General features: G+C 71.3%; 22 protein-coding genes and 1 tRNA gene. 13 read left to right on the forward strand and 10 right to left on the reverse strand.

Going from position 1 to position 25879, the window contains the following annotated elements:
• Window positions 1–3 precede the first annotated feature (3 nt).
• On the forward strand, window positions 4–1170 hold the full coding sequence (locus DTB53_RS12685) for an acyl-CoA dehydrogenase family protein (RefSeq protein ID WP_042497128.1): 1167 nt from the start codon (window positions 4–6) through the stop codon (window positions 1168–1170).
• Between the two features lie 114 nt (window positions 1171–1284).
• Here DTB53_RS12685 and DTB53_RS12690 read toward each other — a convergent pair whose 3' ends face one another.
• The 3 genes from DTB53_RS12690 to DTB53_RS12700 all read right to left on the reverse strand — a co-directional run bounded on the left by DTB53_RS12690 (window position 1285) and on the right by DTB53_RS12700 (window position 3417).
• Window positions 1285–1980, reverse strand: coding sequence for an alpha/beta hydrolase (locus DTB53_RS12690; RefSeq protein ID WP_012380840.1), 696 nt, complete (start codon window positions 1978–1980; stop codon window positions 1285–1287).
• Between the two features lie 207 nt (window positions 1981–2187).
• Entirely contained in the window at window positions 2188–2730 is a 543-nt protein-coding gene (locus DTB53_RS12695; RefSeq protein ID WP_012380839.1) for a DUF1707 SHOCT-like domain-containing protein, read from the reverse strand.
• Window positions 2731–2973: 243 nt separating this feature from the next.
• Window positions 2974–3417 (reverse strand): winged helix-turn-helix transcriptional regulator, encoded by a 444-nt coding sequence (locus DTB53_RS12700; RefSeq protein ID WP_012380838.1) that lies wholly within the window; start codon window positions 3415–3417, stop codon window positions 2974–2976.
• A 215-nt stretch (window positions 3418–3632) separates the two neighbouring features.
• Between DTB53_RS12700 and DTB53_RS12705 the strand changes: the two genes are divergently transcribed.
• The 9 genes from DTB53_RS12705 to glmS all read left to right on the forward strand — a co-directional run bounded on the left by DTB53_RS12705 (window position 3633) and on the right by glmS (window position 14666).
• Window positions 3633–5090: an MFS transporter gene (locus DTB53_RS12705; protein WP_012380837.1), complete on the forward strand. Its 1458-nt coding sequence runs from the start codon at window positions 3633–3635 to the stop codon at window positions 5088–5090.
• A gap of 188 nt (window positions 5091–5278) precedes the next feature.
• The gene (locus DTB53_RS12710) at window positions 5279–6199 is read left to right on the forward strand and encodes a siderophore-interacting protein (RefSeq protein ID WP_012380836.1); all 921 of its coding nucleotides are present in this window, start codon (window positions 5279–5281) and stop codon (window positions 6197–6199) included.
• 155 nt (window positions 6200–6354) lie between these two features.
• Complete coding sequence (locus tag DTB53_RS12715) at window positions 6355–7803, forward strand: pyridoxal phosphate-dependent decarboxylase family protein (RefSeq protein WP_012380835.1); 1449 nt, start codon at window positions 6355–6357, stop codon at window positions 7801–7803.
• The gene (locus DTB53_RS12720) at window positions 7787–9064 is read left to right on the forward strand and encodes a lysine N(6)-hydroxylase/L-ornithine N(5)-oxygenase family protein (protein ID WP_012380834.1); all 1278 of its coding nucleotides are present in this window, start codon (window positions 7787–7789) and stop codon (window positions 9062–9064) included. Before DTB53_RS12715 ends, DTB53_RS12720 begins: the two co-directional genes overlap by 17 nt.
• Window positions 9061–9630 (forward strand): GNAT family N-acetyltransferase, encoded by a 570-nt coding sequence (locus DTB53_RS12725; protein WP_012380833.1) that lies wholly within the window; start codon window positions 9061–9063, stop codon window positions 9628–9630. The genes DTB53_RS12720 and DTB53_RS12725 overlap by 4 nt, the downstream gene beginning before the upstream one ends.
• Window positions 9627–11405, forward strand: coding sequence for an IucA/IucC family protein (locus tag DTB53_RS12730; protein ID WP_003968992.1), 1779 nt, complete (start codon window positions 9627–9629; stop codon window positions 11403–11405). The genes DTB53_RS12725 and DTB53_RS12730 overlap by 4 nt, the downstream gene beginning before the upstream one ends.
• Window positions 11406–11514: 109 nt before the next feature.
• Window positions 11515–12402 carry a DUF4429 domain-containing protein gene (locus DTB53_RS12735; RefSeq protein ID WP_012380832.1) on the forward strand — a complete coding sequence of 296 codons (888 nt, stop codon included), beginning with the start codon at window positions 11515–11517 and terminating at the stop codon, window positions 12400–12402.
• Window positions 12403–12488: 86 nt separating this feature from the next.
• Complete coding sequence (locus tag DTB53_RS12740; protein WP_003968990.1) at window positions 12489–12764, forward strand: hypothetical protein; 276 nt, start codon at window positions 12489–12491, stop codon at window positions 12762–12764.
• A gap of 72 nt (window positions 12765–12836) precedes the next feature.
• Window positions 12837–14666, forward strand: a complete 1830-nt coding sequence (glmS, locus tag DTB53_RS12745; RefSeq protein ID WP_003968989.1) for a glutamine--fructose-6-phosphate transaminase (isomerizing) — start codon at window positions 12837–12839, stop codon at window positions 14664–14666.
• A gap of 169 nt (window positions 14667–14835) precedes the next feature.
• On the opposite strand, the gene DTB53_RS12750 is transcribed toward glmS, so the two are convergent.
• Window positions 14836–15357, reverse strand: coding sequence for a universal stress protein (locus DTB53_RS12750; protein ID WP_012380831.1), 522 nt, complete (start codon window positions 15355–15357; stop codon window positions 14836–14838).
• Window positions 15358–16384: 1027 nt separating this feature from the next.
• Here DTB53_RS12750 and DTB53_RS12755 point away from each other — a divergent pair.
• The 3 genes from DTB53_RS12755 to DTB53_RS12765 all read left to right on the forward strand — a co-directional run bounded on the left by DTB53_RS12755 (window position 16385) and on the right by DTB53_RS12765 (window position 18411).
• Entirely contained in the window at window positions 16385–17602 is a 1218-nt protein-coding gene (locus DTB53_RS12755; RefSeq protein ID WP_003968987.1) for a helix-turn-helix domain-containing protein, read from the forward strand.
• 10 nt (window positions 17603–17612) lie between these two features.
• Window positions 17613–18218, forward strand: a complete 606-nt coding sequence (gene orn / locus DTB53_RS12760; protein ID WP_003968986.1) for an oligoribonuclease — start codon at window positions 17613–17615, stop codon at window positions 18216–18218.
• Between the two features lie 120 nt (window positions 18219–18338).
• Window positions 18339–18411, forward strand: a tRNA-His gene (locus DTB53_RS12765).
• Window positions 18412–18517: 106 nt separating this feature from the next.
• Here the strand turns inward: DTB53_RS12765 and DTB53_RS12770 are convergent.
• The 6 genes from DTB53_RS12770 to DTB53_RS12795 form a co-directional block, all read right to left on the reverse strand.
• Window positions 18518–19108 (reverse strand): lytic polysaccharide monooxygenase auxiliary activity family 9 protein, encoded by a 591-nt coding sequence (locus DTB53_RS12770; RefSeq protein WP_003968985.1) that lies wholly within the window; start codon window positions 19106–19108, stop codon window positions 18518–18520.
• Window positions 19109–19421: 313 nt separating this feature from the next.
• A complete protein-coding gene (locus tag DTB53_RS12775) occupies window positions 19422–20459 on the reverse strand; it encodes a LacI family DNA-binding transcriptional regulator (protein ID WP_003968984.1) in 1038 nt (345 codons plus the stop codon).
• 179 nt (window positions 20460–20638) lie between these two features.
• Complete coding sequence (locus DTB53_RS12780; protein WP_012380830.1) at window positions 20639–22096, reverse strand: GH1 family beta-glucosidase; 1458 nt, start codon at window positions 22094–22096, stop codon at window positions 20639–20641.
• Between the two features lie 66 nt (window positions 22097–22162).
• Window positions 22163–23083, reverse strand: a complete 921-nt coding sequence (locus DTB53_RS12785) for a carbohydrate ABC transporter permease (RefSeq protein WP_012380829.1) — start codon at window positions 23081–23083, stop codon at window positions 22163–22165.
• Between the two features lie 14 nt (window positions 23084–23097).
• Window positions 23098–24096: a carbohydrate ABC transporter permease gene (locus DTB53_RS12790; protein ID WP_012380828.1), complete on the reverse strand. Its 999-nt coding sequence runs from the start codon at window positions 24094–24096 to the stop codon at window positions 23098–23100.
• Window positions 24097–24264: 168 nt separating this feature from the next.
• Window positions 24265–25587, reverse strand: coding sequence for an ABC transporter substrate-binding protein (locus DTB53_RS12795; RefSeq protein ID WP_012380827.1), 1323 nt, complete (start codon window positions 25585–25587; stop codon window positions 24265–24267).
• Window positions 25588–25879: the final 292 nt, after the last annotated feature.

Genomic DNA, 25879 nt, shown 5'->3' on the forward strand with positions numbered 1-25879 from the left:
ACCATGTCCCTGGACCACCGGCTGACCGCCGAACACGAGGAACTGCGCCGCACGGTCGAGGCGTTCGCGCACGACGTGGTCGCGCCGAAGATCGGCGACTTCTACGAGCGCCATGAGTTCCCCTACGAGATCGTGCGCGAGATGGGCCGCATGGGCCTGTTCGGGCTGCCGTTCCCGGAGGAGTACGGCGGCATGGGCGGCGACTACCTGGCGCTCGGGATCGCCCTGGAGGAGCTGGCCCGGGTCGACTCCTCGGTGGCGATCACCCTGGAGGCCGGGGTCTCGCTGGGGGCGATGCCGCTCCACCTCTTCGGCACGGAGGAGCAGAAGCGGCAGTGGCTGCCGAAGCTCTGCGCCGGTGAGGCGCTGGGCGCGTTCGGTCTGACCGAGCCGGACGGCGGCTCGGACGCGGGCGGCACGCGCACGACGGCGGTGCTGGACGAGGCGACGGACGAGTGGGTGATCAACGGCTCGAAGTGCTTCATCACCAACTCCGGCACGGACATCACCGAGCTGGTCACGGTCACGGCGGTGACGGGCCGCAAGGAGGACGGCCGCCCCCGGATCTCCGCGATCATCGTCCCCTCCGGCACTCCCGGCTTCACGGTCGCCGCCCCCTACTCCAAGGTCGGCTGGAACGCCTCGGACACCCGGGAGCTGTCCTTCACCGACGTCCGCGTCCCGGCGTCGAACCTCCTGGGCGAGGAGGGCCGGGGCTACGCGCAGTTCCTGCGGATCCTCGACGAGGGCCGGATCGCGATCTCGGCGCTGGCCACGGGGCTGGCGCAGGGCTGCGTGGACGAGTCGGTGAAGTACGCAGCCGAGCGCCACGCGTTCGGCCGGCCGATCGGCACGAACCAGGCGATCCAGTTCAAGATCGCCGACATGGAGATGCGGGCCCACATGGCCCGGGTGGGCTGGCGTGACGCGGCCTCGCGGCTGGTGGCGGGCGAACCCTTCAAGAAGGAGGCCGCGATCGCGAAGCTGTACTCCTCGACGGTCGCGGTGGACAACGCCCGTGAGGCCACGCAGATCCACGGCGGCTACGGCTTCATGAACGAGTACCCGGTGGCCCGGATGTGGCGCGACTCGAAGATCCTGGAGATCGGCGAGGGGACGAGCGAGGTGCAGCGGATGCTGATCGCCCGGGAGCTGGGGCTCCCCGGCTGAGCCGTTCACCCGCCTTCCCGACCGCCGCCCCGGTCGCCGTGGACGTTCCCACGGCGGCCGGGGCGTCGGCGTCGGCGGTGTCGGCGGTGGTGGCGGTGGCGGACAGGGGACCCGTCATCCGGCCGATGCGGTCGCCGCCTCCTCGATGAGGTCGGTGACCGGGCCGGGCTGCGAGGCGAGGGAGGCGTGGCCGGCGTCCAGCTCGACCGTCCTGCGCGGCTGCATCCGTGTCGCCATGCGGCGCTCGTTGTCGGGGTGGATCATGCGGTCGGCGGCGGAGACCTGGTACCACGTGGGCTTGGACCGCCAGGCCGGCGCGGTGACGTTGTCGCCGAACGTCGAGGCCAGGGGCGCCTTCTGGGTCACGGCCATCACCAGCGCCTCCTCCTCGGACAGGTCCTGGGCGAAGCTCTCGTGGAACTTGTCCTGCTTGACCCACAGGTAGCCGTCGGAGTCCGGGGCGAGGTTCTCGAACGCCGCGGGGGGCTTCTCCTGGCTGATCTGCCCGGGGCTCTCACCGGCGTCCGGCGCGAACGCGGCGATGTAGACGAGTCCCGTGACGTTGGGCAGGTCGCCGGCCTCCGTGATGACCGCGCCGCCGTAGGAGTGGCCGACCAGGACCACCGGTCCGTCGATCTGCCGGACCATCTTGGCGGTGCGCTCGGCGTCGTCGGCCAGGGAGGTCAGGGGGTTCTCCACCGCGTGCAGGGAGCCGAAGCCCCGGCGGTGCAGTTCGGTGATGACCTTGGCCCAGTGGGCGGCGCCGCCCCAGAAGCCGTGGACCAGGACGATAGAGGGTTTGTCAGCCATCGGGCGGGGCCTTTCGCGGGGGGGGTGGGGTGGCGGAAACCGTTCCTCCCCAGCAGACGTCCGCTCCCGTGCCCCCGCATGCCGGAGCCGTCATTCAGGTGGTGCCCCGGACGCCACCGGCCACGGCCGGCGTCACCCGGTCGGTCCCGGCTCCGGCTCCGGTGCCGGTGCCGGTGCCGGTCCGGATGCCGGTCCCGGGGGGCTTCCTCAGCGCCAGGCGTGGCGGATCTTCAGCCGGCCGTATCCCACGGCCCCGGAGAAGCGGATGCGCGGCGCGCCCGGGCGGCTCGGCTGCCGGGGCCGGTATCGCAGGTCCTTCCAGCCGGTCGTCAGGCCCTCGACCTCGACGATCGCGTCGCGCGGCACCGTGATGCTCGCGTTGCCGGTGCCGAGGCTCAGCTCGATGTCGACGACCGGGCCTTCGATGATCGCCCGGGACAGGTCCAGGCGTACCCGCCCGAAGGCGGACTCGACCTTGAGGACGCGGGGGACCCGCCACGCGCCGCGCCGTTTGATCCGGCCTCCGGCGGCGGCGATCGTCGCCGTGGTGCCGGGGTCCTCCGCCGGGAGGGTGTCCAGGGCCGCCGCGAGCTCCGCGCGGGACGAGGCGGCCAGCACCCGGCCGAGGCGCTCGTCCATCTCCTCGTGCGAGATGTGCTCCTCGGCGTACGCCTCCCGTACGCGCCGTACGGCGGCCTCCCGGTCGTCCTCGCTCACGCGCGAAAAGGCTTTTCCCTGGGGTGAGTTCACCGCTTCACCCTAAGGGCTGTCCCGCAAATTCCCGGTGGATCGGCGCACGGCGTCAGACGCGGTGCGTCGCAAGGCCAAGACGCACCCGCGTACGGGAGGTATTCGGGTGCTTCGACAACGCGGCGAGGCGCCGTAGCCGGCGCCGTGCGCCCGCCGGGAATTGCGGGACAGCGCTCAGTGCGGCCCGGGCCCTTCGGACATGGCCGGCGAAGCCCGGGCCCCGGCAGACCGGCGGCCCCGGCGTCAGGTGGCCGAGGCCCCGGCCTCCTGGCGGGCGTCGTAGTCGGCGCGCGCCTTCGCGATCTCCTGCTGGTGGCTCTCGGTCCAGTCGACGAGCGACCTGATCGTCGTGTGCAGGGTCGCGCCCAGCTCCGTCAGCTCGTACTCCACGCGGGGCGGGACGACGGGGTAGACCGTGCGCCGCACCAGGCCGTCGCGTTCGAGCTGGCGCAGGGTCACGGTGAGCATGCGCTGGCTGATGCCCTCGATGAGCCGGCGCAGCTCGGAGAAGCGCAGCGTGCGGCGTTCCAGGTGGGCGATGGCGAGGAGGGACCACTTGTCCGCGACGCGGTCGAGGATCTGCCGCACCTCGCAGCCCTCGCGGACGTCCCACTGGCTGATGTCGTAGTCCGGACCGGCGCCGGTATCGACGCAGTGACTCGGTGACTTCGAAGTGCCTTCTTCCATACCGCCCCACGGTGCCGCAAGCTTCAGGTGGTTACAAGAGGGAACCGACCACCGGTTCGGTAACTCGCCTCGGTTCCGTGCCGCTTGAGGCCCCCGCACACCAACCCCGCTTCACCGATTCGCTGTTGCGGCTGTTCGTCATGCCCGTTTCGTCCGCGCACAAGGAGAATTCCGTGTCCTCATCACCGCCCCCGCCGAGACCGAGCAGTGACCGCATGACCGCCCGTGCCCGGGGCGTGCTGCTCGTCCTGTGCGGCGCGATCTTCCTCGAAGGCATCGATGTGGCCATGCTGAACGTGGCGCTGCCCGCGATCCGCGAGGACCTCGGCCTGCCCACCGGCACCCTCCAGTGGGTGATGAGCGCGTACGTCCTGGGCTACGGCGGCTTCATGCTGCTGGGCGGACGGGCGGCCGATCTCTTCGGCCGCCGCCGGATGTTCGTCCTCTGGCTCGTCGTGTTCCTGGTCTTCTCCGGGCTGGGCGGACTGGCCACCGAAGGCTGGATGCTGATCGCCGCCCGCTTCGTGACCGGGATCGCCGCCGCCTTCATGACCCCGGCCGGCCTGTCGATCATCACCACCGGCTTCCCCGAGGGGCCGCAGCGCGACAAGGCCCTCCTGCTCTACGCGGGCACCGCCGCCGGGGGCTTCTCGATCGGCCTGGTCGTCGGCGGGCTGCTCTCCGCGATCGACTGGCGCTGGGTGTTCTTCGCCCCGGTCATCCTCTCGCTGGGCATCCTGCTCGCCGCGCTCGCGCTCATCCCCGCCTCACCCCGCCCCGACCGCACCGGGCAGGGCGTCGACCTGGCCGGAGCGGTGACCGTCACGGCCGGGATCCTGCTGCTCGTCCTCGGCGTCGAACGGGCCACGCACGTCCCGGCCGCGTGGACGGTCGGCACGGTCGGCGCGGCGCTGCTCCTCTTCCTCGCGTTCGTCGTCGTCGAACGCTCCTCGTCCTCGCCGCTGGTGCGCCTCGGCATCTTCCGCAGCGGGTCGCTGGTCCGCGCCAATGTGTCGGGGCTGCTGTTCGCCGCCGGGTTCTTCGGCTTCCAGTTCGTCGCCGTGCTCTACCTCCAGGAGCTGCGCGGCTGGTCGCCCCTGCGGACCAGCCTCGCGCTGCTCGTCGTCGGTGTGGACGCGGTGCTCTCGCCGCTCCTGACCCCGAAGCTGGTGGCCCGCTTCGGCAACGCCCGGGTCATCTTCGGCGGGCTGCTCGTCGCGTCGCTCTCGTACGCCCTGTTCCTGCCGCTCGCCGCGGACTGGACGTACGCGGCGATGTTCCCGGGCCTGCTCCTGCTGGGTGTGGCCTTCTCCCTGGTCTACGGCCCGCTGACCATCGTGGCCACGGACGGTGTCGCCGAGGAGGAGCAGGGGGTGGCCGGCGGACTGCTCTACACGTCCTGGCAGTTCGGTGCCGCGCTGGGGCTGTCCGCCGTGACCGCCGTCACCGTCGGCGCGACGGACGGGACGTCCCCGGCCGCCCTGCTCGACGGATACCGGGCGGCCCTGGCGGTGCCGCCGGCCGCCGCCCTGATCGCCGCCGCCGTCAGCGCGTTCGGCCTCCGTCCCCGACGGGCCCGGGCGGGCGGCATCGCTGTCGCCGGTCACGGGGCCGAGTCGGACAGGAGCGGTGCGCCGGGCGGTGTCGAGCAGCCGGCCGGGCTCGCGTCCTGACCGCGCGGACGGCAGACCGTGGAGGGGCTCGACGCCTGCCGGGCGGAGTTCGGGGCGTGAGCCGGCGGCCCGGGGGCCTCACACGACGCCCCATTCAAGCAAGGGTAGGCTAACCTTCCTTCGGATCGCCCCCGCTGGAGCCCGGGCCCGTCCGCCCGACGCTGCGGCCCGCCCCGGAGGAGCTCCCGTTGACGCCGACGACCGCCGCCGCCCCCGAAGCAGCCCCGTTCCGGATCTTCGACCTGACCGTGGTGCGCACCCGGCGGCTCGGCCCGTCCATCCTGCGGATCACCCTCGGCGGGGCGGGGTCCGGGGGGTTCCGCGGCGGCCGCCGCGACCAGAGCGTGTCCCTCCTCCTCCCCCGCCCGGGGCAGCGCGAGGCGGTGGTCCCGGCGGGCGGGTCCGGGACCTGGCACGAGCGGTGGCGGGCACTGCCCGAGGACGAACGGGCCGTGCTGCGTTCGTATGCCGTACGGGCCGAGCGGCCGCGGCCCGACGGCTCCACCGAGGTCGACCTCGACTTCGTGCTGCACGGCGACGGCGGCCCCGCCTCGCGCTGGGCACGGGGGGCCGCCCCCGGCGACCGCCTCGCGGTGCTGGGCCCCACCGCGGCGGACAACGCCGCCGTGCGCTTCCGGCCGCCCGCCGACACCGACTGGGTGCTGATCCGCGCCGACGAGACCGCCCTGCCCGCCGCGGCAGCCGCCCTGGAATGGCTGCCCGCGGGGCTGCCGGCCCGGGTCTGGCTGGAGATCCCGCGCACCGAGGACCGGCAGGCACTGAACACCGCCGCGAAGGCCCGGATCAGGTGGCTCGTCCGCAACGAGGGGGCCGCCTGCGGCGTGGAGACCGTGCGCGCGGCCGAGTTGCCCGGGGGGACTCCGTACGCGTGGATCGCGGGCGAGGCGTCCGGGGTGCGGGCGCTGCGCCACCACCTCCTCCAGGAGCGGGGTTTCGACCCGGGGCGGGTGACGGCCTGCACCTACTGGCGGCGCGGCCTTTCCGAGGAGCAGGCGCGCAGAGCGGAAGCGGAAGCGGCGACCGGCACCGTCGGCTTCGGGCCCGAGCTGCTGAAACAGGGACCACCAGGAGAGCAAGTGGAGGGATAGGGGAGGGAAAGCGGACAACCGGTGCAGCCGGGGGGCCGGAGGAACAAGGGGTTCCGAGTTAGGTTAGGCTCGCCTTACTTTGGCATCGCGCCCTCGTCCCCCCTTCCTGCCCGGAGGGCCGCGATGAAGTTCCCCTCACCCGGGAGGACCCCTTCATGCGTTCGCACCTGCTCAACAACACGACCGCGGAGCACTATCGGAACACCGTCTCCGCAGGAGTGGAACGGGTCGCGGCCACCCTCGCCGCCACCGAGCGCCCCTTCAGCGGGATCGATGTCGACGAGCTCTCCCCCCTCGTCGACGCGATCGACCTGGACCGGCCGCTGGGCGACGCCGCCGCCGCCCTCGACGAGCTGGGCGAGGTCTACCTCCGCGACGCCGTCTACTTCCACCACCCCCGCTATCTGGGGCACCTCAACTGCCCGGTCGTCATACCCGCCGTGCTCGGCGAGGCCGTGCTCTCCGCGATCAACTCCTCGCTGGACACCTGGGACCAGAGCGCGGGCGCCACGCTCATCGAGCGCCGGCTGATCGACTGGACCGCCGAGCGGATCGGGCTCGGCCCGGCCGCCGACGGGATCTTCACCAGCGGCGGCACGCAGTCCAACTTCCAGGCGCTGCTGCTGGCGCGGGAGGAGGCGAAGGTCCGGCCCGAGGACTTCACCCGGCTGCGGATCTTCACTTCCGAGTGCAGCCACTTCAGCGTCCAGAAGTCCGCCAAACTGCTCGGCCTCGGCCCGGACGCCGTCGTATCCGTCCCCGTGGACCGTGACAAGCGCATGCGGACCGTGGCGCTCGCCCACGCGCTGGAGAGTTGCGTGGCCGAAGGCGCCGTCCCGATGGCCGTCGTCGTGACCGCCGGCACCACGGACTTCGGGTCCATCGACCCGCTGCCCGAGATCGCCGCACTCTGCGAGCAGTTCGCCACCTGGATGCACGTGGACGCCGCCTACGGCTGCGGGCTGCTGGCCTCCCGTGAGCGGCGCGGGCTGCTCGAAGGCATCGAGAACGCCGACTCGGTGACGGTGGACTACCACAAGTCCTTCTTCCAGCCCGTGAGTTCGTCGGCCGTCCTGGTCCGTGACCGGGCGACCCTGCGCCACGCCACGTACCACGCGGAGTATCTGAACCCGCGCCGGATGGCCGAGGAGCGGATCCCCAACCAGGTCGACAAGTCCCTCCAGACGACCCGCCGGTTCGACGCGCTCAAGCTCTGGATGACGCTGCGCGTCATGGGCGCGGACGGGATCGGCGAGCTGTTCGACGAGGTCTGCGACCTGGCCGCCGAGGGCTGGCAACTGCTGGCGGCCGACCCGCGCTTCGACGTGGTCGTCGAGCCCCGGATCTCCACGCTCGTCTTCCGCTACATCCCGGCCGGGGCCGCCTCCCCCGACGAGATCGACCGCGCCAACCTGCACGCCCGCAAGGCGCTGTTCGCCTCCGGCGAGGCGATCGTCGCGGGCACCAAGGTGGGCGACCGCCAGTACCTCAAGCTCACCCTGCTCAACCCCGAAACGACCGTGCACGACATCGCCGCCGTCCTCGATCTGATCTCCGGCCACGCCGAGAGCTACCTGGGAGACTCCCTTGACCGCGCTTCCTGACCCCCACGACTTCATCGGGATCGGGCTCGGCCCGTTCAACCTCGGCCTCGCCTGCCTGACCGAGCCGGTCGACGAGCTGAACGGCGTCTTCCTGGAGTCCAAGCCGGACTTCGAGTGGCACGCCGGGATGTTCCTCGAAGGGGCCCACCTCCAGACCCCGTTCATGTCGGACCTGGTCACCATGGCCGACCCGACCTCGCCCTACTCCTTCCTCAACTACCTCAAGGAGCGCGGCCGGCTCTACTCCTTCTACATCCGGGAGAACTTCTACCCGCTGCGGACCGAGTACAACGACTACTGCCGCTGGGCCGCCGCGAAGCTGAGCAGCATCCGGTTCGGCGAGACCGTCGACACGGTGACGTACGACGAGGGCTCCGAGCTCTACACCGTGACCACCGCCTCCGGTCGGGCGTTCCGGTCCCGGCACCTGGTCCTCGGGACCGGCACGCCGCCGCACATACCCGAGGCCTGCCGGGGTCTCGGTGGGGACTTCCTCCACAACTCCCGCTATCTGGAAGGCAAAGCCGAGCTCCAGAAGAAGAAGTCGATCACCCTGGTCGGCAGTGGGCAGAGCGCGGCGGAGATCTACTACGACCTGCTCTCCGAGATCGACACCTACGGCTACCGGCTGAACTGGGTGACCCGCTCCCCGCGATTCTTCCCGCTGGAGTACACCAAGCTGACGCTGGAGATGACCTCTCCGGAGTACATCGACTACTTCCACGCCCTGCCCGAGGAGACCCGCTACCGGCTGGAGACCGGACAGAAGGGTCTGTTCAAGGGCATCGACGGGGAGCTGATCGACGCGATCTTCGACCTGCTCTACCAGAAGAACATCGCCGGGCCCGCACCGACGAGACTGCTGACCAACTCCGCCCTCGTCAGCGCGCGTTACGACGCCGAGGGCGGCGCGTACAGCCTGGGGCTGCGCCAGGAGGAGCAGGGCAAGGACTACGGGCTCACCACCGAGGGCCTGATCCTCGCCACCGGTTACCGGTACGAGGCTCCCGCCTTCCTCGCCCCCGTCACCGGGCGGCTGCGGCACGACAGCCGGGGCCGCTTCGACGTCGCCCGCAACTACAGCATCGACACCACCGGGCGCGGGATCTTCCTCCAGAACGCCTCGGTGCACACCCACTCGATCACCTCGCCCGACCTCGGCATGGGCGCCTACCGCAACGCGTACATCATCGGCGAGCTGCTCGGCCGCGAGGTCTACCCGGTCGAGAAGTCCATCGCCTTCCAGGAGTTCGCCGTATGAGCCACCCCGGCAAACAGCAGTCCGCGGCCATCGGCGAGTTCGCCGTCCGCCCGCTCGACCCCGCCGCCGACGCCGAACTGGTGCACGGCTGGGTGACCCACCCCAAGGCCGCGTTCTGGCTGATGGGCGACGCCGGACTCGCCGACGTGGAGCGGGAGTACCGGTCCATCGCCGCCCATCCGCACCACGACGCGTTCATCGGGCTGCACGACGGCGCGCCCGCCTTCCTGATCGAGCGCTACGACCCCACCGAGGTCGAGCTGAAGGGGCTGTACGAGGCGGAGCCCGGCGACGTCGGGATGCACTTCCTGGTCGCCCCCACCGACACCCCGGTGCACGGCTTCACCCGGGCCGTGATCACCACCGTGATGGCTTTCCTGTTCGCCGATCCGTCGGTGCGCCGGGTGGTCGTCGAGCCCGACGTCACCAACAGCGCCGTACAGGCCCTCAACAAGGCCGTCGGCTTCGAGGTGCTCCGCGAGATCGCCAAACCGGAGAAGGACGCCCTGCTCAGCGCCTGCACCCGTGCGCAGTTCGAAGCAGCAACCGGAGGTAACGACCGATGACGACCGACCTCACCGACAGCGTCGCCCACCTCACCCCGGGGCGCTGGGCCACCGCAAACCGACTGCTGGTGCGCAAAGCACTGGCGGAATTCAGCCATGAACGGCTGCTCGCCCCCACGCCGCTCGGCGACGGCCGCTTCACCGTCCGTAGCGACGACGCCTCCACCGAGTACCGTTTCACCGCGCGACTCTTCGCCCTGGACCACTGGCAGATCGACGCCGAGACCATCACCCGGCACCGGCACGGCTCCGAACTCCCGCTGGACACGCTGGAGTTCTTCATCGAACTGCGGCACACCCTGGGAATCTCCGCGGAGGTCCTGCCGGTCTACCTGGAGGAGATCTCCTCCACCCTGGCCGGAACCGCCTACAAACTCACCAAGGAACCGGCGACCTCCGGCCAGCTCGTGGCCGCCGGCTTCCAGGCCATCGAGACCGGGATGACCGAGGGCCACCCGTGCTTCGTCGCCAACAACGGGCGGATCGGTTTCGGCGTGGACGAGTACCGGGCGTACGCCCCCGAGGCCGCCTCGGAGATCCGGCTCGTCTGGCTGGCCGCCCACCGGGACCGGGCCACCTTCACGTCGGGCGCCGGGCTCGACTACGAGGCACTGGTCAAGGACGAGCTGAGCGAGGCGACCCGGGAGCGGTTCGACGGGGCGCTGCGCGGACTCGGCCTCGACCCGGCCGACTACTACCTGCTGCCCGTCCACCCCTGGCAGTGGTGGAACAAGCTCGCGGTCAGCTTCGCCGGAGAGCTGGCCGCCCGGCACCTGGTGGTGCTCGGCGAGGGCGAGGACGGCTATCTCGCCCAGCAGTCGATCCGCACCTTCTTCAACGCCGACCACCCCGAGAAGCACTACGTCAAGACGGCGCTGTCGGTCCTGAACATGGGCTTCATGCGCGGCCTGTCCGCCGCGTACATGGAGGCCACTCCCGCGATCAACGACTGGCTGGCCGGCCTGATCGAGCGCGACGGCCTGCTGCGCGGCGTCGGGTTCTCGATCATCCGGGAGCGGGCCGCGATCGGCTACCACCACCGGTCCTACGAGGCCGCCACCGTCAAGGGCTCCCCCTACCGGAAGATGCTGGCCGCCCTGTGGCGCGAGAGCCCCGTGCCGGGCCTCCGGCCGGGCGAGCGGGTCGCGACGATGGCCTCGCTGCTCCACACCGACCACGAGGGCGGCTCGGTGGCCGGGGCGCTGATCGCCGAGTCGGGGCTGGACCCGCAGGTGTGGCTGCGAAGCTACCTGGACGCCTATCTGGTGCCGGTGCTGCACAGCTTCTACGCCTACGACCTCGTCTACATGCCGCACGGCGAGAACGTGATCCTGGTCGTGGAGGACGGGATCGTCACCCGCACGATCTTCAAGGACATCGCCGAGGAGATCGCGGTGATGGACCCGGACGCCGTGCTGCCACCGCAGGTCGAGCGGATCCGGGTCGAGGTCCCCGAGGACATGAAACTGCTGTCGGTCCTCACCGACGTCTTCGACTGCTTCTTCCGCTTCCTGGGCGCGGGCCTGGCCACCGAGGGCGTCCTGGACGAGGACACCTTCTGGCGGACGGTCGCCGCCTGCGTGCGCGACTACCAGGAATCGGTGCCGTATCTCGCGGACAAGTTCCGGCAGTACGACCTGTTCGAGCCGGAGTTCGCCCTCTCCTGCCTCAACCGTCTCCAGCTGCGCGACAACCAGCAGATGGTCGACCTCAACGACCCGGCCGGAGCACTCCAGTTGGTGGGCCGCCTGAAGAACCCGATCGCCGGGTTCTGAGCCCGGCCGCCGGACAGCGGCGGCCCTGTGGGGGCGAGCGCCCGGGGACCGCCCCCGGGCGCTCGCCTTCCCCGGCGTGCCCCGGAGGCGGACTGGCAGAATCGCGGACATGGCAGAAATCATCCAGCGGGACGGAACATGGACGTTCGACGGGGACACCGTCCGGATCGTGCCGGGGGGCAGGGCGCACCCGGTCCGGCAGGAGCTGGGTGAGACAGCCGTGCCCCTCCAGGCGGTGGCGGGCATCTCCTTCGAACCGGACCGCAAGGGCGGACGGCTGCGGCTGCGCCTGCGCGGCGGGGCCTGCCCGGTGCTGCGGGCCGCCGACGGACGGCTCAAGGACGGCGCCGACCCCTACGCGCTGACCGTGGAGAAGGACCGGACCGGGGTCGCGGAGTACTTCGTCGACGAGGTGCGCAACGCGCTGCTGATCGAGCAGGTGCCGGACGGCCCCGTGGACCGCTTCCTGCTGCCGGGCCCCACGCTGCCCGTCTCCGGCGGGGGCGGCGACGGGACGGCGTCCTTCGACGGCGAGAGCGTCCGGCTGACCTGGAACTGGAAGGCCGAGGAGTCCAAGACCGCCGGGGGCCCGACCACCTTCCCGCTGTCGCGGATCGCGGGCGTGCGGTGGATGCCGTCGATCGGCCTGGAGAACGGCTACCTGCGCTTCGAACCGGTCGAGGGGCCCGTCTCGGCCCCGCCGAAGTACGACACGTACGCCCTGGACCTGTGGGGGATCTCCAAGAAGGAGCACACGGCGGTCCTGGTCGCGGCGGCGGTGCTGATGCGACTGCCCGGGGCCCGCGCGGCCCTCGACGCCCCGGGGGCGGCCCCGGCCCTGGCCAAGGGCGCCGGTCCGGCCCCCGCCGCCCCGCCCGCGGGCGATCACGACACCCTGCTGCGGCGGCTCCGGGAGCTGGGCGAGCTGCACCGGGCCGGAGTCCTCACCGACGAGGAGTTCAGCACCGCCAAGCAGGCCGTTCTCCGCAGCATGTGACGCGACCGGACGGCCTTCCCGGCCACTCCTGCCCGATTTCGGGCAGATTTCTTGCATAAGCGCGCCCCGGCAAGCAATATCGACGGGTGCTTGAACGCCGCTCGTCCCATGACGACCTCATCGATCACCTCGTACGCTCCACCGCGCTCCAGCGCGGCGAGGCGGCCCGGGTGATCCTCGACGTGCTGGCGTACTTCGACGAGAGCACCGACGACTTCGTCCGGCGCCGCCACCGCGAACTGCAGTCCGGCGGCCTGGTCAACACGGAGATCTTCGAGCGGATCGCGGCCGAGCTGCCGCACCGCGCCGTGGCGCCGCCGGAGCTCTCGCTCCGCCAGCTGCGCCGCATCGTCTACGGCTGAGCGGGCCGGGCGCCCGTGCGGGGCGCCGAACGCGAGCAGGTACGAGTACGTCGATGGAGGGGCAGAGAACTCATGTGCGGGATCGTCGGATACATCGGAAAGCGTGACGTGGCACCGCTGCTGCTGGAGGGCCTGCAGCGGCTGGAGTACCGGGGGTACGACTCCGCGGGCATCGTCATCACCGGCAAGGCGGCTGCGGGCAAGCCGGGCGCGCTGAAGATGGTCAAGGCCAAGGGGCGGGTCCGCGAGCTGGAGGCCAAGGTCCCCAAGCGCTTCGCCGGCACCACCGGCATCGCCCACACCCGCTGGGCCACCCATGGCGCGCCGAGCGACGAGAACGCCCACCCGCACATGGACGCGGAGAACAAGGTCGCCGTCGTCCACAACGGGATCATCGACAACGCCTCCGAGCTGCGCGCCAAGCTCACCGCGGACGGCGTCGTCTTCCTCTCCGAGACCGACACCGAGGTGCTGGTCCACCTGATCGCCCGCGCCCAGGCCGAGACCCTGGAGGAGAAGGTCCGCGAGGCGCTGCGGCACGTCGAGGGCACCTACGGCGTCGCCGTGCTGCACGCCGACTTCAACGACCGCATCGTGGTCGCCCGCAACGGCTCCCCGGTCGTCCTCGGCATCGGCGAGAAGGAGATGTTCGTCGCCTCCGACGTCGCCGCCCTGGTCGCCCACACCCGCCAGGTCGTCACGCTCGACGACGGCGAGATGGCCACGCTGAAGGCGGACGACTTCCGTACGTACACGACGGAGGGCTCGACCACGACGGCCACGCCGACCACCGTGGAGTGGGAGGCCGAGTCGTACGACATGGGCGGCCACGACACGTACATGCACAAGGAGATCTCCGAGCAGGCCGACGCCGTGGACCGCGTCCTGCGCGGCCGGATCGACGACCGCTTCTCCACCGTGCACCTGGGCGGGCTCAACCTGGACGCCCGGGAGGCGCGCGGGGTGCGCCGGATCAAGATCCTCGGCTGCGGCACCTCGTACCACGCAGGCCAGATCGGCGCCCAGCTGATCGAGGAGCTGGCCCGGATCCCCGCCGACGCCGAGCCGGCCTCCGAGTTCCGCTACCGCAACCCGGTCGTGGACCCCGACACCCTGTACGTCGCGGTCTCCCAGTCGGGCGAGACCTACGACGTGCTGGCCGCCGTCCAGGAGCTGAAGCGCAAGGGCGCCCGGGTCCTCGGCGTGGTCAACGTGGTCGGCTCCGCCATCGCCCGGGAGGCCGACGGCGGTACGTACGTCCACGCGGGCCCGGAGGTCTGCGTGGTCTCCACCAAGTGCTTCACCAACACCGTGGTCGCCTTCGCGCTGCTCGCCCTGCACCTGGGCCGGATCCGTGACCTCTCGGTCGCGGACGGCAAGCGGATCATCGACGGGCTGCGCCGACTGCCGGAGCAGATCAGCGAGATCCTGGCGAACGAGGACGAGATCAAGCGGCTGGCCGCCGAGTACGCGGACGCCAAGTCGATGATGTTCATCGGCCGGGTGCGCGGCTATCCGGTGGCCCGCGAGGCCTCGCTGAAGCTGAAGGAGGTCTCGTACATCCACGCCGAGGCCTACCCCGCCTCCGAGTTGAAGCACGGCCCGCTCGCGCTGATCGAGCCCGCGATGCCGACCGTGGCGATCGTGCCGGACGACGACCTGCTGGAGAAGAACCGCGCCGCGATGGAGGAGATCAAGGCCCGCAGCGGCCGGATCCTCGCCGTCGCCCACCAGGTGCAGGAGAAGGCCGACCACACCATCGTCGTGCCGAAGAACGAGAACGAGCTGGACCCGATCCTCATGGGCATCCCGCTCCAGCTGTTCGCGTACCACACGGCCCTCGCGATGGGCCGGGACATCGACAAGCCGCGCAACCTGGCGAAGTCCGTGACGGTCGAGTAGACGGCGGCGCACGGACGTCGGGCCCCGTACCGCCGGGAAGCCGGTACGGGGCCCAACGCGTGCCGCTCCAGGGCTTTCTGGCGGCCTCTCAGGTCACCGGGGGCCGCTCGGATCTCGCCGCCCGATCCCGTCGCCCGGGGCGCTCAGGGCGCTCCGGCCGCCCGGGTCCTCAGGGGATGACGATGACCGGGCGCTGCGCCCGGCGGGCGAGGCGGCCGGCCACGGAGCCGAAGATCCGGCCGACGATGCCGTGCGTGGAGCCCACGACGATGGCGTCGGCGGCGTACTCCCGGCCGACCTCCTCCAGTTCGTGGCAGATGTCGCCCCCGCGCTCGACGAGCACCCAGGGCACATCGGAGAGATAGTCCGCGCAGGCCAGTTCCAGACCGAGGACCTCGGTGCGGTGATCGGGGACGTCGACGAAGACGGGGGGCTCGCAGCCCGCCCAGACCGTGGTCGGCAACCGGTTGGCGACATGGACGATGATCAGGCCGGAGCCCGAGCGGCCGGCCATGCCGATGGCGTAGGCGAGAGCCCGCTCGCTCGACGTGGAGCCGTCGAAACCGACCACGACTCCGTGCCGGAAAGCGGGATCACACGCGGGGCGTGCTTCTTCGACCGTCCGCGGCTCCGACCCTGGGTCGGCGAGCGGCTTGCGGTCCTTGGGTTCAGGGATTTCGTGACCGGCCATCGGTGTCTCGGCGAAGAGAATCCTCGTGAGGAGGGAACGGTTTCGAGAGGTGCATCAGCTGGCGGTGAAGCTCTGTCCGGGAATCATCTTCCCAACCCCATACCCCCAAGGGTACGGCGTCACTCCTCCACCGCCCAGACCCCCGCAAAAGCGTGCGTGACGCTGGAGGGAGCATGCCCGAGCCCGTCCGCGATGGCAATGCCGGTTGTGTCGTACACGGGCCTCGGAGGGCGCGAACACCGTCAGCCGTCCTGTTTTCCGCGCGGGCGGGCGGTCGCCCGGCGAACCCGGCGGCGAGGCCCTCACCCGGTCCCTGTTGGCCACGCCGCGACCGGTCCGTCACCCCGGGGGACGACGCCGCGGCGCACCCGACGCGATCGCCGTTCGAGCCGAACCGGGTGACGGACCCCCGAACCGCGGCGGGCCGGGTCCGCGGGACCGCCCGCGAACGACGCCGGAAACCCGCGGTTCTCGTGCCGCAGGGCCCATCGGTCGGTAATCCGGCCCTGCGCGGCCGGGGCCCCGCCCGCCCCGCGACGAGCCCCCGCATCCCTCCGCGGCGATCCGAACACGCCATCGTTCCCGGCGGTGAGGGAGCGCACCGGCGCGGCCTTCAGGCGACGGTTGTGCGCCCGGCGTGACCGGATACAGCACACGCAACCAATGGTTTTAAGCCAACTTCACCCGGGTGCCGAACCCTTCGCGGGATGGCCGGACACCCCACCGCCCACCAGGCAGGAACGGACCGCGCGGTACGCTTTCACCCGACGCGGACGGGCCACGTTGTCGAAGGGCACTTCCCTGTGCGCTTCGCGAGTGAAACGCTTCGTGATCGAACGCTTCACGCCACGTTTCCTTATCGACATTGAGCTGGTGGGGGAAGGTGTCACGGCGGGACCACGCGACGCAGTAGATTCGATCTTGGAAATCGGAGACTGGGGACACGTGCGACACCGAGGGGAAACGTGCAGGAGCGACAGGCCCGTAAGGACCAGGGAGACGCGAACACCGAGGGGGGCTTAGCGTCATGAGCCAGGACTCCGCCGCCGCGACGGAGGCCGCACGCAAGCTGACCGGGCGGCGACGCCGGGAAGTCGTTGCCGTGCTGCTGTTCAGCGGCGGCCCTATCTTCGAGAGCTCCATCCCGCTCTCCGTTTTCGGAATCGACCGGCAGGACGCGGGAGTTCCCCGCTACCGCCTGCTGGTCTGCGGCGGCGAGGAAGGACCGCTGCGCACCACCGGTGGGCTCGAACTCACCGCGCCGTACGGCCTGGAGGCGATCAGCAGAGCCGGCACCGTGGTGGTGCCCGCCTGGCGGTCGATCACCTCGCCGCCGCCCGCCGAGGCACTGGACGCGCTGCGGCGCGCCCACGAGGAGGGCGCCCGCATCGTCGGTCTGTGCACGGGAGCCTTCGTGCTCGCGGCCGCCGGCCTGCTGGACGGCCGGCCGGCCACCACCCACTGGATGTACGCGCCGACGCTGGCCAAGCGCTATCCGTCGGTGCACGTCGATCCGCGCGAACTGTTCGTGGACGACGGGGATGTGCTCACCTCCGCCGGCACCGCCGCCGGGATCGATCTCTGCCTCCACATAGTCCGCACCGACCACGGCACGGAGGCCGCGGGGGCACTCGCCCGCAGGCTCGTCGTGCCGCCACGGCGCAGTGGCGGGCAGGAGCGCTACCTGGACAGGTCTTTACCGGAGGAGATCGGCTCCGACCCGCTCGCCGAGGTCGTGGCCTGGGCCCTGGAGCATCTGCACGAGCAGTTCGACGTGGAGACGCTCGCCGCGCGCGCCTACATGAGCAGGCGGACCTTCGACCGGAGGTTCCGTTCACTCACCGGCAGCGCACCGCTGCAGTGGCTGATCACCCAGCGGGTGCTGCAGGCGCAGCGGCTGCTGGAGACCTCCGACTACTCGGTCGACGAGGTCGCCGGCCGCTGCGGCTTCCGCTCCCCGGTCGCGCTGCGCGGGCACTTCCGCCGCCAGCTCGGCTCCTCCCCCGCCGCGTACCGGGCCGCTTACCGGGCCCGCCGTCCGCAGGGGGTGGCGGAGAGCGCCGCGACGGTGGTCGAGACGATGGTGCCCAGCCAGGGGCCACCGTCCGGACGCCGGGGCTCGACCCTGTCCTCCGCGGCCGTCGCCGTGGCGGCCTCGGTGGGGTCCGGGGAGCTGTCCCTGCCCGGACCTGACGCGTACGTTCCCGGGCGCCCGGCCCTGCCGGGACAGCGGAGTGCCCCGTAGGGTGGGGCGCATGAACGACCGCATGGTGTGGATCGACTGCGAGATGACCGGGCTCTCGTTGGCGGACGACGCACTCATCGAGGTGGCCGCCCTGGTCACCGACTCGGAGCTGAACGTGCTCGGCGAAGGGGTGGACATCGTGATCCGCCCGCCGGACGCGGCCCTGGAGACCATGCCCGAGGTGGTGCGGCAGATGCACACCGCCTCGGGCCTCCTCGACGAGCTGGCCGGGGGCACCACCCTGGCGGACGCCGAGGAGCAGGTCCTGGCCTACGTCCGCGAGCACGTGAAGGAGCCCGGCAAGGCCCCGCTCTGCGGGAACTCGGTCGGCACCGACCGGGGATTCCTGGCGCGGGACATGCGGGAGCTGGAGGGCTACCTCCACTACCGGATCGTGGACGTGTCCTCGGTCAAGGAGCTGGCCCGGCGCTGGTACCCCCGGGCGTACTTCAACAGCCCGGCCAAGAACGGCAACCACCGGGCGCTGGCGGACATCCGTGACTCCATCACGGAGCTCCGCTACTACCGGGAGGCGGTCTTCGTGCCGCAGCCCGGCCCGGACTCCGAGCGCGCCAAGGAGATCGCGGCGCGCTTGTCGGCTCCGGCCGCACCGTAGGAACCCGCTGGTCACGGGCGCGAGAGCGCCCGTGGACCGGCCCCGGGAAACGGGGGCGCGAGCACCCTCCCGGACCCTGTACACTTTTTCTCGGCCGGTCGGAAACGACCGGGCGACATGGTGGGTATAGCTCAGCTGGCAGAGCACCTGGTTGTGGTCCAGGATGTCGCGGGTTCAAGTCCCGTTACTCACCCTGAGGGAAGGGCCCCGGTCTGTGGACCGGGGCCCTTCTTCATGTGTGCGGGGTGGTGGGCCGCCCGGGAGATCGGGCGCTCCGGTCGCCCGGGCGGCCCGGTGGATCAGAAGGTGACGTCGGAGCAGGCGTAGAACGCGTTGCCGGTGTCCGCGATGGTCCAGACGCCGAGGATCAGGTGCTTGCCCGACTTCTGCGGCAGGTTGCCCGCGTGCGTGACCGTCGCCCCCGGCTGCCGGCCGCCGAACGGCACGGTCAGGAAGGGCTGCGGGTCCAGGTCGGCCCTGGTCAGGGGCTTCGACGGGTCGTAGCCGTCCTTGGTGACGTAGTACCGGAAGTCGGTGGTGGCGTGCCGGGCAGTGATCCGCCAGCGGAACGTGTGGCTCGCCCCGGCGCTCACGGCGGAGGCGGGCCAGGCACCGCCGCGCGGGTCGTCCAGCTCGGCGAACCGCTGGTTGCCCCCGGCGCAGATCAGACCGTCGCGGGGGCCGCGCGCCGGGAAGCCCTTGGGGCCCTCGACGCTCGGCGGCTCCCACTGGATCTGCCCGCAGTTGCGGACGGTGCCGTTGCCGCAGAGCTGCTGCCGGCTGACCGGCGAGTCGGTGTACCCGTGGCCCTGGGCGCTGCCGGAGGTGGCCAGCAGGGAGACTCCGGCGATACCGAGGCCGAGGAGTAAGGAGGTGATCTTTCTGCGCATGTGGTGCTCCTGAGGTGAGGGGTGGAGCTTGGCGGACAGAGGGACCGGCGTGCGGCGACTCACCGCACTTGGTCTAGACCAAGACGGAGGTTAGTCCTGTCCTTTGGTCATGTCCATACCACTGAAAGACCCCCCGGAAGGCCCCGCGCGCACCGAGCGGCCCGGGGACGGCTCGGTACGGGGTCGGTCCCGCTCAGGCCGCACCCAGGCCGCACTCAGGTCCCGCTCGGGTCCGCTGCGCCCCGGCCCGGGGACGGCTCGGTACGGGCCGGTCCCGACCGTGCGGCCGGGACCGCCGCCGCCCCGCCGGCCGTCACGACGAGTCGCGGACCACCAGCTCCGTGGGCAGGACCACCGAGGGGCGCTCGTCGCCCGGGGCCCGGCCCGCGATCTCGTCCAGGAGGAGCTGGGCCATCCGGCGGCCCATCTCCTCGATGGGCTGGCGGACGCTGGTGAGGGCCGGGTGCATGTGGCGGGCGACCACCGAGTCGTCGAAGCCGATCAGGGCCACGTCCTCGGGGATGCGGCGGTCCGCCTCGCGCAGGACCTGGCGGGCGCCCGCGGCCATCACGTCGGAGGCCACGAAGACGGCGTCGAGGCCGGGGCGGCGGGCCAGGAGGTCGCGCATGGCCCGGGCGCCGCCCTCCTCGGTGAAGTCGGCCGGGGCGATCAGGCGCTCGTCGGGGGCCAGGCCGGCGGCGGAGACCGCGGCGCGGTAGCCGTCCAGGCGGCGCTGGGCGCCGTAGACCTCCAGGCGGCCGGTGATGGTGGCCACCTGGCGGCGGCCCCGGGAGACCAGGTGCTCCACGGCGGCCCGCGCGCCCTCGAAGTTGTCGGAGTCGACCGAGGGCAGCGTCTCGGCCGCGTGCCGGGCGCCGCTGATCACGCAGGGCATGCCCAGCTGCTCCAGGAGCTCCGGCAGCGGGTCATCGGCGTGCACGGCGACCAGGAGGACCCCGTCGACGCGGTGGGCGGTGAGGTACTGGGCGAGCCTGCGGCGCTCGCGGTCGTTGCCGACGAGGGTGAGGAGCAGCTGCATCTCGGTGTCGGCCAGGGCCGCCCCGACACCGCGCACTATGGCGGAGAAGTAGGGCTCGGCGAAGAAGCGGGTCTCCGGCTCGGGGACCACCAGCGCGATGGCGTCGGTGCGGTTGCCCGCCAGGGCGCGGGCGGCGCGGTTGGGGACGTACCCCAGTTCGGCGACGGCCGCCTCGACGGCCTGCCGGGTGGCGTCGCTGACCCGGGGCGAGCCGTTGATGACCCGTGAGGCGGTGCCCCGGCCGACCCCGGCCCGTGCCGCGACCTCTTCGAGCGTGGGCCGCCCGCCGTTCCGTACTCGCGATGCCGCCATGGCCGCCTCCCCGTTCCCGGTCAATTTCTCACAGCCGTACAGTCAATCCAAGTCCTGGACCGATCACCCCGACGAGCGTACGGACAGTGTATTGGGAGCGCTCCCAAGAAGGGGACGGAAAGGCGGTGGGCCCGGTCGGGGTCGACCGGGCCCACCGCTCTCAACGGGCTGCCGCCGGGTCAGGCCTCCGGGGGCAGCGCGTGGCGGGCGATGACCTCGCCGTACCAGTGGGCGCTGGACTTCGGCGTACGGAGCTGGGTCTCGTAGTCGACGTAGACCGCGCCGAAGCGCTTCGCATAGCCGTAGCCCCACTCGAAGTTGTCCATCAGCGACCAGAGGAAGTAGCCCCGTACGTCGGCGCCGTCGGCCGCCGCCCGGCGCACCGCCTCCAGGTGGCCGCGCAGATAGGCGATCCGCTCCGGGTCGTGGACCCGGCCGTCCGCGTCCGGGGCGTCGTCGAAGGCGGCGCCGTTCTCGGTGACCATCAGCGGCAGCTCCGGGTGCTCGCGCGAGACGTCCATGAGGAGGTCGTACAGCCCCTCCGGCTTGACCGACCAGTTCATCGCGGTGACCGGCCGGCCCTCGGCGAGGTGGAAGGCGACGTGCTCCGAGCCGGGCCACGGGGAGTGGTCGCTGCTGCCGTGGCCGTCGTTGCGGGTGTCCCCCGCGCCGGAGGCGGGCGTGCTGACGATGGTGGGCGTGTAGTAGTTGACGCCGAGCACGTCGATCGGGGCGGCGATCGCGGCGAGGTCGCCGTCGCGGACCAGCTCTCCCCAGTTGACGATGCGTTCGGTGTCGGCCAGCAGGTCCTCCGGGTACGCGCCCTTCAGCATCGGACCGGTGAAGACGCGGTTGCCCACCGCGTCGATCCGGCGGGCCGCGTCCGCGTCCGCCTCGCTGCCGGTCAGCGGGCGCACCTGGTGGAGGTTGAGGGTGACCGAGGTCTGCGCGGCAGCGGGGAGGTTCGCGCGCAGCGCCTCGGTCGCCCGGCCGTGGGCGAGGTTGAGGTGGTGGGCGGCCCGCAGCGCGGCGGCCGGTTCGGTGCGGCCGGGGGCGTGGACCCCGGAGCCGTAACCGAGGAAGGCCGAGCACCAGGGTTCGTTCAGCGTGGTCCACATCCCCACGCGGTCGCCCAGGGCGCGGGCCATGATGGCCGCGTACTCCGCGAACCGCTCGGCCGTCGCCCGCTCGGGCCAGCCGCCCGCGTCCTCCAACTCCTGGGGCAGGTCCCAGTGGTAGAGCGTGGCGACGGGCTTGATGCCGGCGAGGAGCAGCTCGTCGACGAGCGAGCGGTAGAAGTCGAGGCCGCGTTCCACGGCGGGTCCCCGGCCGGTGGGCTGGACGCGGGACCAGGAGACCGAGAAGCGGTACGCCTGGAGTCCGAGCCGCTTCATCAGGGCGACGTCGTCGCGGTAGCGGTGGAAGTGGTCGGCCGCCACGTCCCCGGTGTCCCCGCCGAGGGTCCGGCCGGGCGTGTGGCTGAAGGTGTCCCAGATGGAGGGCGTGCGGCCCATCTCGGCCGCCGCGCCCTCCACCTGGTAGGCGGCGGTGGCCGCGCCCCAGAGGAAACCGGTCGGGAAGGGGGCCGTGGCGGCGGGGGCCTGCTGCGGGACCGTGTCAGGTCGGACGACTGTCATGTGGGAGCGCTCCCTGGGGAAGTGAGGGGTGGGAAGGAGGTGGAGAGGACGCCGGGCGAGGGAGGGTCAGCCCTTCACCGCGCCGGACATGATCCCGCCGACGATCTTCTTGCCGAAGACCACGAACACCACCAGCAGCGGCAGCGTGCTGATCAGCGCGCCCGCCATCACGATGGACTGGTCGGGGGTGTACGAGGCGCTGAGCTGGCCGAGGGCCACCTGAAGGGTCGGGTTCTGCTGGTTGAGGGCGAGGTAGGGCCAGAAGAAGTCGTTCCACGCCTGGACGAAGGTGAGCATCCCGAGCACCATCATCGCGGGGCGGGCCACCGGCAGCACCACGCTCACCACGATGCGGAGGTTGTTCGCGCCGTCGATCTTGGCCGCCTCGATCAGCTCGTACGGCAGCGCCTCGATCAGGTACTGGCGCATGAAGAAGACGCCGAACGCGCTCACCAGCGTCGGGAAGATCACGGATTCGAGCTGCCCGCCCCAGCCGAGGCCGGACATCATCATGAACAGCGGGACGACGCTGAGCTGCGGTGGGATGGTGAGGGTGGCGATGACCGCGGTCATCAGCCAGCCGCGGCCCCGGAAGCGCATCTTGGCGAACGCGTAGCCGGCGAGCGTGCAGAAGAAGAGCGTCGCGAGGGTGATCGAGGACGAGACGATGACGCTGTTGAGGATCGCCGTGCCGAGGTTGGCCTGCTCCCAGGCGGTCTGGAGGTTCTCCAGCAGTTTCCCGCCGGGGAGGAACGGCGGGGTGGCGGCGAGGACCTCGTCCTGGGTGCGGGAGGCCGCGACCAGGGTCCAGTAGAGCGGCAGCAGCGAGCCGAAGCCGACGACGGCGAGCGCAATGTACGCGAACGGGCCGCCCTTCAGCTGCTGGCCGGCGCCCATCCGGAAGCGGCTGGGCCGCCGCGGGGCGCCGCCCTGCGGGGCCGGCGCGAGCTTCACGGGGGCGGGGTGCGTGGGGCTGGTCAGGGTCATGGATGCGCTCCCGGTCAGACCGCGGACTTGCGGACGAATCGGCCGATGAACCAGTTGGCCGCGGCGATGATCAGCAGGAGGGCGAGCATCGCCCAGGCGACGGCGGCGGCCGGACCGAGATGTCCGAGGTTCCAGCCGTAGTTGTAGAGGTAGATGCTGAGCGTCTCGTACTGGTTCTCGTTGCCGCCGGTGGCGCCCAGCGCGCCGCCCTCCAGCAGCAGCGGCTCGCCGAACAGCTGCATGGAGCCGATGGTGGAGATGACGATGGTGAACAGGATCGTCGGCCGCAGCGAGGGGATGGTGACCTTGCGGAACTGCTGCCAGCGGGAGGCCCCGTCCAGGGAGGCCGCTTCGTAGAGGTCGTTGGGGACGGCCTGCATGGCGGCGAGGTAGATCAGCGCGTTGTACCCGGTCCAGCGCCAGATGACGATGATCGAGATCGCCAGCTTCGACGTCCAGTGCCCGTTGGCCCAGTTGACCGGGTCGAAGCCGACCAGGCCGAGCGTCCAGTTCAGCAGCCCGCCGTCGGCCCGGAACACCAGGGCGAAGACGAGGGCGGCCGAGGCGACCGAGGTCGCGTACGGGGTGAGGATGACCGTGCGCCAGAACGTGCTGGCCCGCAGCTTGTAGTTGAGGAGGTGGGCCAGGCCGAGGGCGACCAGGAGCTGCGGCACGGTGGAGATGACGCCGATCAGGAACGTGTTGCTGACCGAGGTCCAGAACTCGGGGTCGTGCAGGATCTTGTCGAAGTTCTCCCAGCCCACCCACTCCATCGAGTCCAGGCCGGTCATCTCCACCCGGTGCAGGGCGATCCAGCCGGTGTAGAGGAGGGGGTAGAGCCCGAAGGCCCCGAAGACCAGGAAGAACGGGGCGATGTACGCGTACGGGGACGCCTTGTCGTCGAACCGCCACAGCCGGCTGCGCCACAACTGCCGCCGTTCGCTGGGCGGTTCCTTCTTCGGTTCACGGGGCGGGGTCGCGTACGCATCCCGGGTGGGGGTCGAGGTTGCCACGGGCGGGGAGTCCTTCCCTGGGTGCGCCGACGGACGGCCGGGGCGGCCGGAGGGGCGGCTGGAGGAGTGGAGCTGCGGGCGGCCGGAGGGGTGGGCGGGCGGCGGGGCGGGCGGTTGTCGCCCGCCCACCCCGGCGCGGGACCGGCTCGCGGCCGGTCGGGGATCAGGTCAGCCGATGGCCTTGTCGATCGTCCGCACGGCCGCGTCCCAGGCGTCGTCGGGGCTGGTGCCGCGCTGCTCCATGTTGTTGATCTGGGTGGAGATGGAGTCCTTGATCACGCCGTCCTTCGGGCCGAGGACCGCCTCGGGGATGGACTTCGCGCCATCGGCGTAGATCTGGCCGATGGGGGCGTTGTTGAAGTACGGCAGGGTCGCGTTCTTCACGTCCGGCAGCTCGTAGGCGCCCTGGTTGGACGGGAAGACGCCGATCGCCTTGAAGACGGCGGCCTGCTGCTCGGGGGCGGTCAGCCACCTGACGAGCTTGGTGGCCTCGGCGACGTTCTTCCCGGACTTCGGGACGGCGAGGAAGGAGCCGCCCCAGTTGGCGGAGGTGTTGCCGGGGGCGCTGGTGATGTCCCACTTGCCCTTGTTGGCGTCACCGGCGTAGGTGGAGATCTGGCCGGCCATCCAGGCGGGGCAGACGACGGTGGCGACGGTGCTCTTGCGCAGGGCCGCCTGCCACTGGTCCTCGAACTGGGCCAGGCCCTGCGTCAGCTTCTTGGACGCGGCCTCGGCGGCGAGCTTCCAGCCCTTCTCGACGCTGGCGCTCGTCTCGTAGACCGGCTTGCCGCTCGCGTCGTAGTACTGCTCGGGGCTGGAGCTGACCACGGCGTTGAACATGGCGCTCGCGGAGTCCATGAAGTACGTGCCCTCGGGGGCCTTCTTCTTGTACTGCTCGCCCAGCGCCAGGAAGTCCTCCCAGCCGCCCTCCGTCAGCTTCGCGACCTCGGCGCGGTCGGTGGGCAGCCCGGCCTTCTCGAACAGCTCACGGTTGTAGCAGAGGGACATGGGGCCGATGTCGGTGCCCGCGCCGATGACCGCGCCGCTGGGGGCGGTGGCCTGCTTCGCCTTCCACGACACCCACTCGTCCACGCCGATCGTCTGGGAGAGGTCGGCGAAGGAGTCCGCCTTGGTGTCGACGATCTCCTTGATCCGGCCGACCTCGATGCCCTGGACGTCGGCGAGGCCGCTGCCGGAGTTCAGCTGCTGGAGGAGCTTGGGGTAGTAGTTCTTCTCCTCGGCGGTGGTGTCCTCCTTGACCGTGATCTTCGGGTTCAGCTCGTGGTACTTCTCGAAGAGCCCGGCCTCCTTGTACCCGAACTGCCCGAAGTCGGCGAGGGTCAGGGTGATGTTGCCGTCCGCGTCGGCGCCCTTGTCCGAGTCGGACGAGCCGCCGCATCCGGTGAGGAGGAGGGCGGTGACCGTGAGGCCCGTGGTGGCCACGAGGGCGGTTCTCCTGCGTCGACCGGCAACGCTGCGGGTGATGCGCATTCCACTGCTCCTTGTTCCGGGGTGGTACCGGCGCCGTTCCGCGAGGCAGGGCGGAGGGCGTCGGATCTGGTGCGGGAAGAGGAAGCGCGCGAGACCCTCCCCTGGAGTGGGAGCGCTCCCATGCGCCGTTGCCGGAAGGTTGCTGCCTGAAGGGGGTGGGTGTCAAGAGTTGAAGACGATTCCGTTGCCGAGGGATGTCCGGAGCGTCACCGAGGGGGCGTTGGGCCACCCTTCCGTCGGAAGGTGAACGGGGGGCGGCCGGGCAAGGCGAGCCGCGAGGGCACCACACCCC

This window comes from Streptomyces griseus (genome assembly GCF_900460065.1).
Taxonomy (GTDB): Bacteria; Actinomycetota; Actinomycetes; order Streptomycetales; family Streptomycetaceae; genus Streptomyces; species Streptomyces griseus.

Coding starts and splice junctions, on each gene's coding strand:
- DTB53_RS12685 (WP_042497128.1), top strand. CDS start 4: ATGTCCCTGGACCACCGGCTGACCGCCGAACACGAGGAACTGCGCCGC.
- DTB53_RS12690 (WP_012380840.1), bottom strand. CDS start 1,980: ATGGCTGACAAACCCTCTATCGTCCTGGTCCACGGCTTCTGGGGCGGC.
- DTB53_RS12700 (WP_012380838.1), bottom strand. CDS start 3,417: ATGGAAGAAGGCACTTCGAAGTCACCGAGTCACTGCGTCGATACCGGC.
- DTB53_RS12705 (WP_012380837.1), top strand. CDS start 3,633: ATGACCGCCCGTGCCCGGGGCGTGCTGCTCGTCCTGTGCGGCGCGATC.
- DTB53_RS12715 (WP_012380835.1), top strand. CDS start 6,355: ATGCGTTCGCACCTGCTCAACAACACGACCGCGGAGCACTATCGGAAC.
- DTB53_RS12725 (WP_012380833.1), top strand. CDS start 9,061: ATGAGCCACCCCGGCAAACAGCAGTCCGCGGCCATCGGCGAGTTCGCC.
- DTB53_RS12730 (WP_003968992.1), top strand. CDS start 9,627: ATGACGACCGACCTCACCGACAGCGTCGCCCACCTCACCCCGGGGCGC.
- DTB53_RS12735 (WP_012380832.1), top strand. CDS start 11,515: ATGGCAGAAATCATCCAGCGGGACGGAACATGGACGTTCGACGGGGAC.
- glmS (WP_003968989.1), top strand. CDS start 12,837: ATGTGCGGGATCGTCGGATACATCGGAAAGCGTGACGTGGCACCGCTG.
- DTB53_RS12750 (WP_012380831.1), bottom strand. CDS start 15,357: ATGGCCGGTCACGAAATCCCTGAACCCAAGGACCGCAAGCCGCTCGCC.
- DTB53_RS12755 (WP_003968987.1), top strand. CDS start 16,385: ATGAGCCAGGACTCCGCCGCCGCGACGGAGGCCGCACGCAAGCTGACC.
- orn (WP_003968986.1), top strand. CDS start 17,613: ATGAACGACCGCATGGTGTGGATCGACTGCGAGATGACCGGGCTCTCG.
- DTB53_RS12770 (WP_003968985.1), bottom strand. CDS start 19,108: ATGCGCAGAAAGATCACCTCCTTACTCCTCGGCCTCGGTATCGCCGGA.
- DTB53_RS12775 (WP_003968984.1), bottom strand. CDS start 20,459: ATGGCGGCATCGCGAGTACGGAACGGCGGGCGGCCCACGCTCGAAGAG.
- DTB53_RS12780 (WP_012380830.1), bottom strand. CDS start 22,096: ATGACAGTCGTCCGACCTGACACGGTCCCGCAGCAGGCCCCCGCCGCC.
- DTB53_RS12785 (WP_012380829.1), bottom strand. CDS start 23,083: ATGACCCTGACCAGCCCCACGCACCCCGCCCCCGTGAAGCTCGCGCCG.
- DTB53_RS12795 (WP_012380827.1), bottom strand. CDS start 25,587: ATGCGCATCACCCGCAGCGTTGCCGGTCGACGCAGGAGAACCGCCCTC.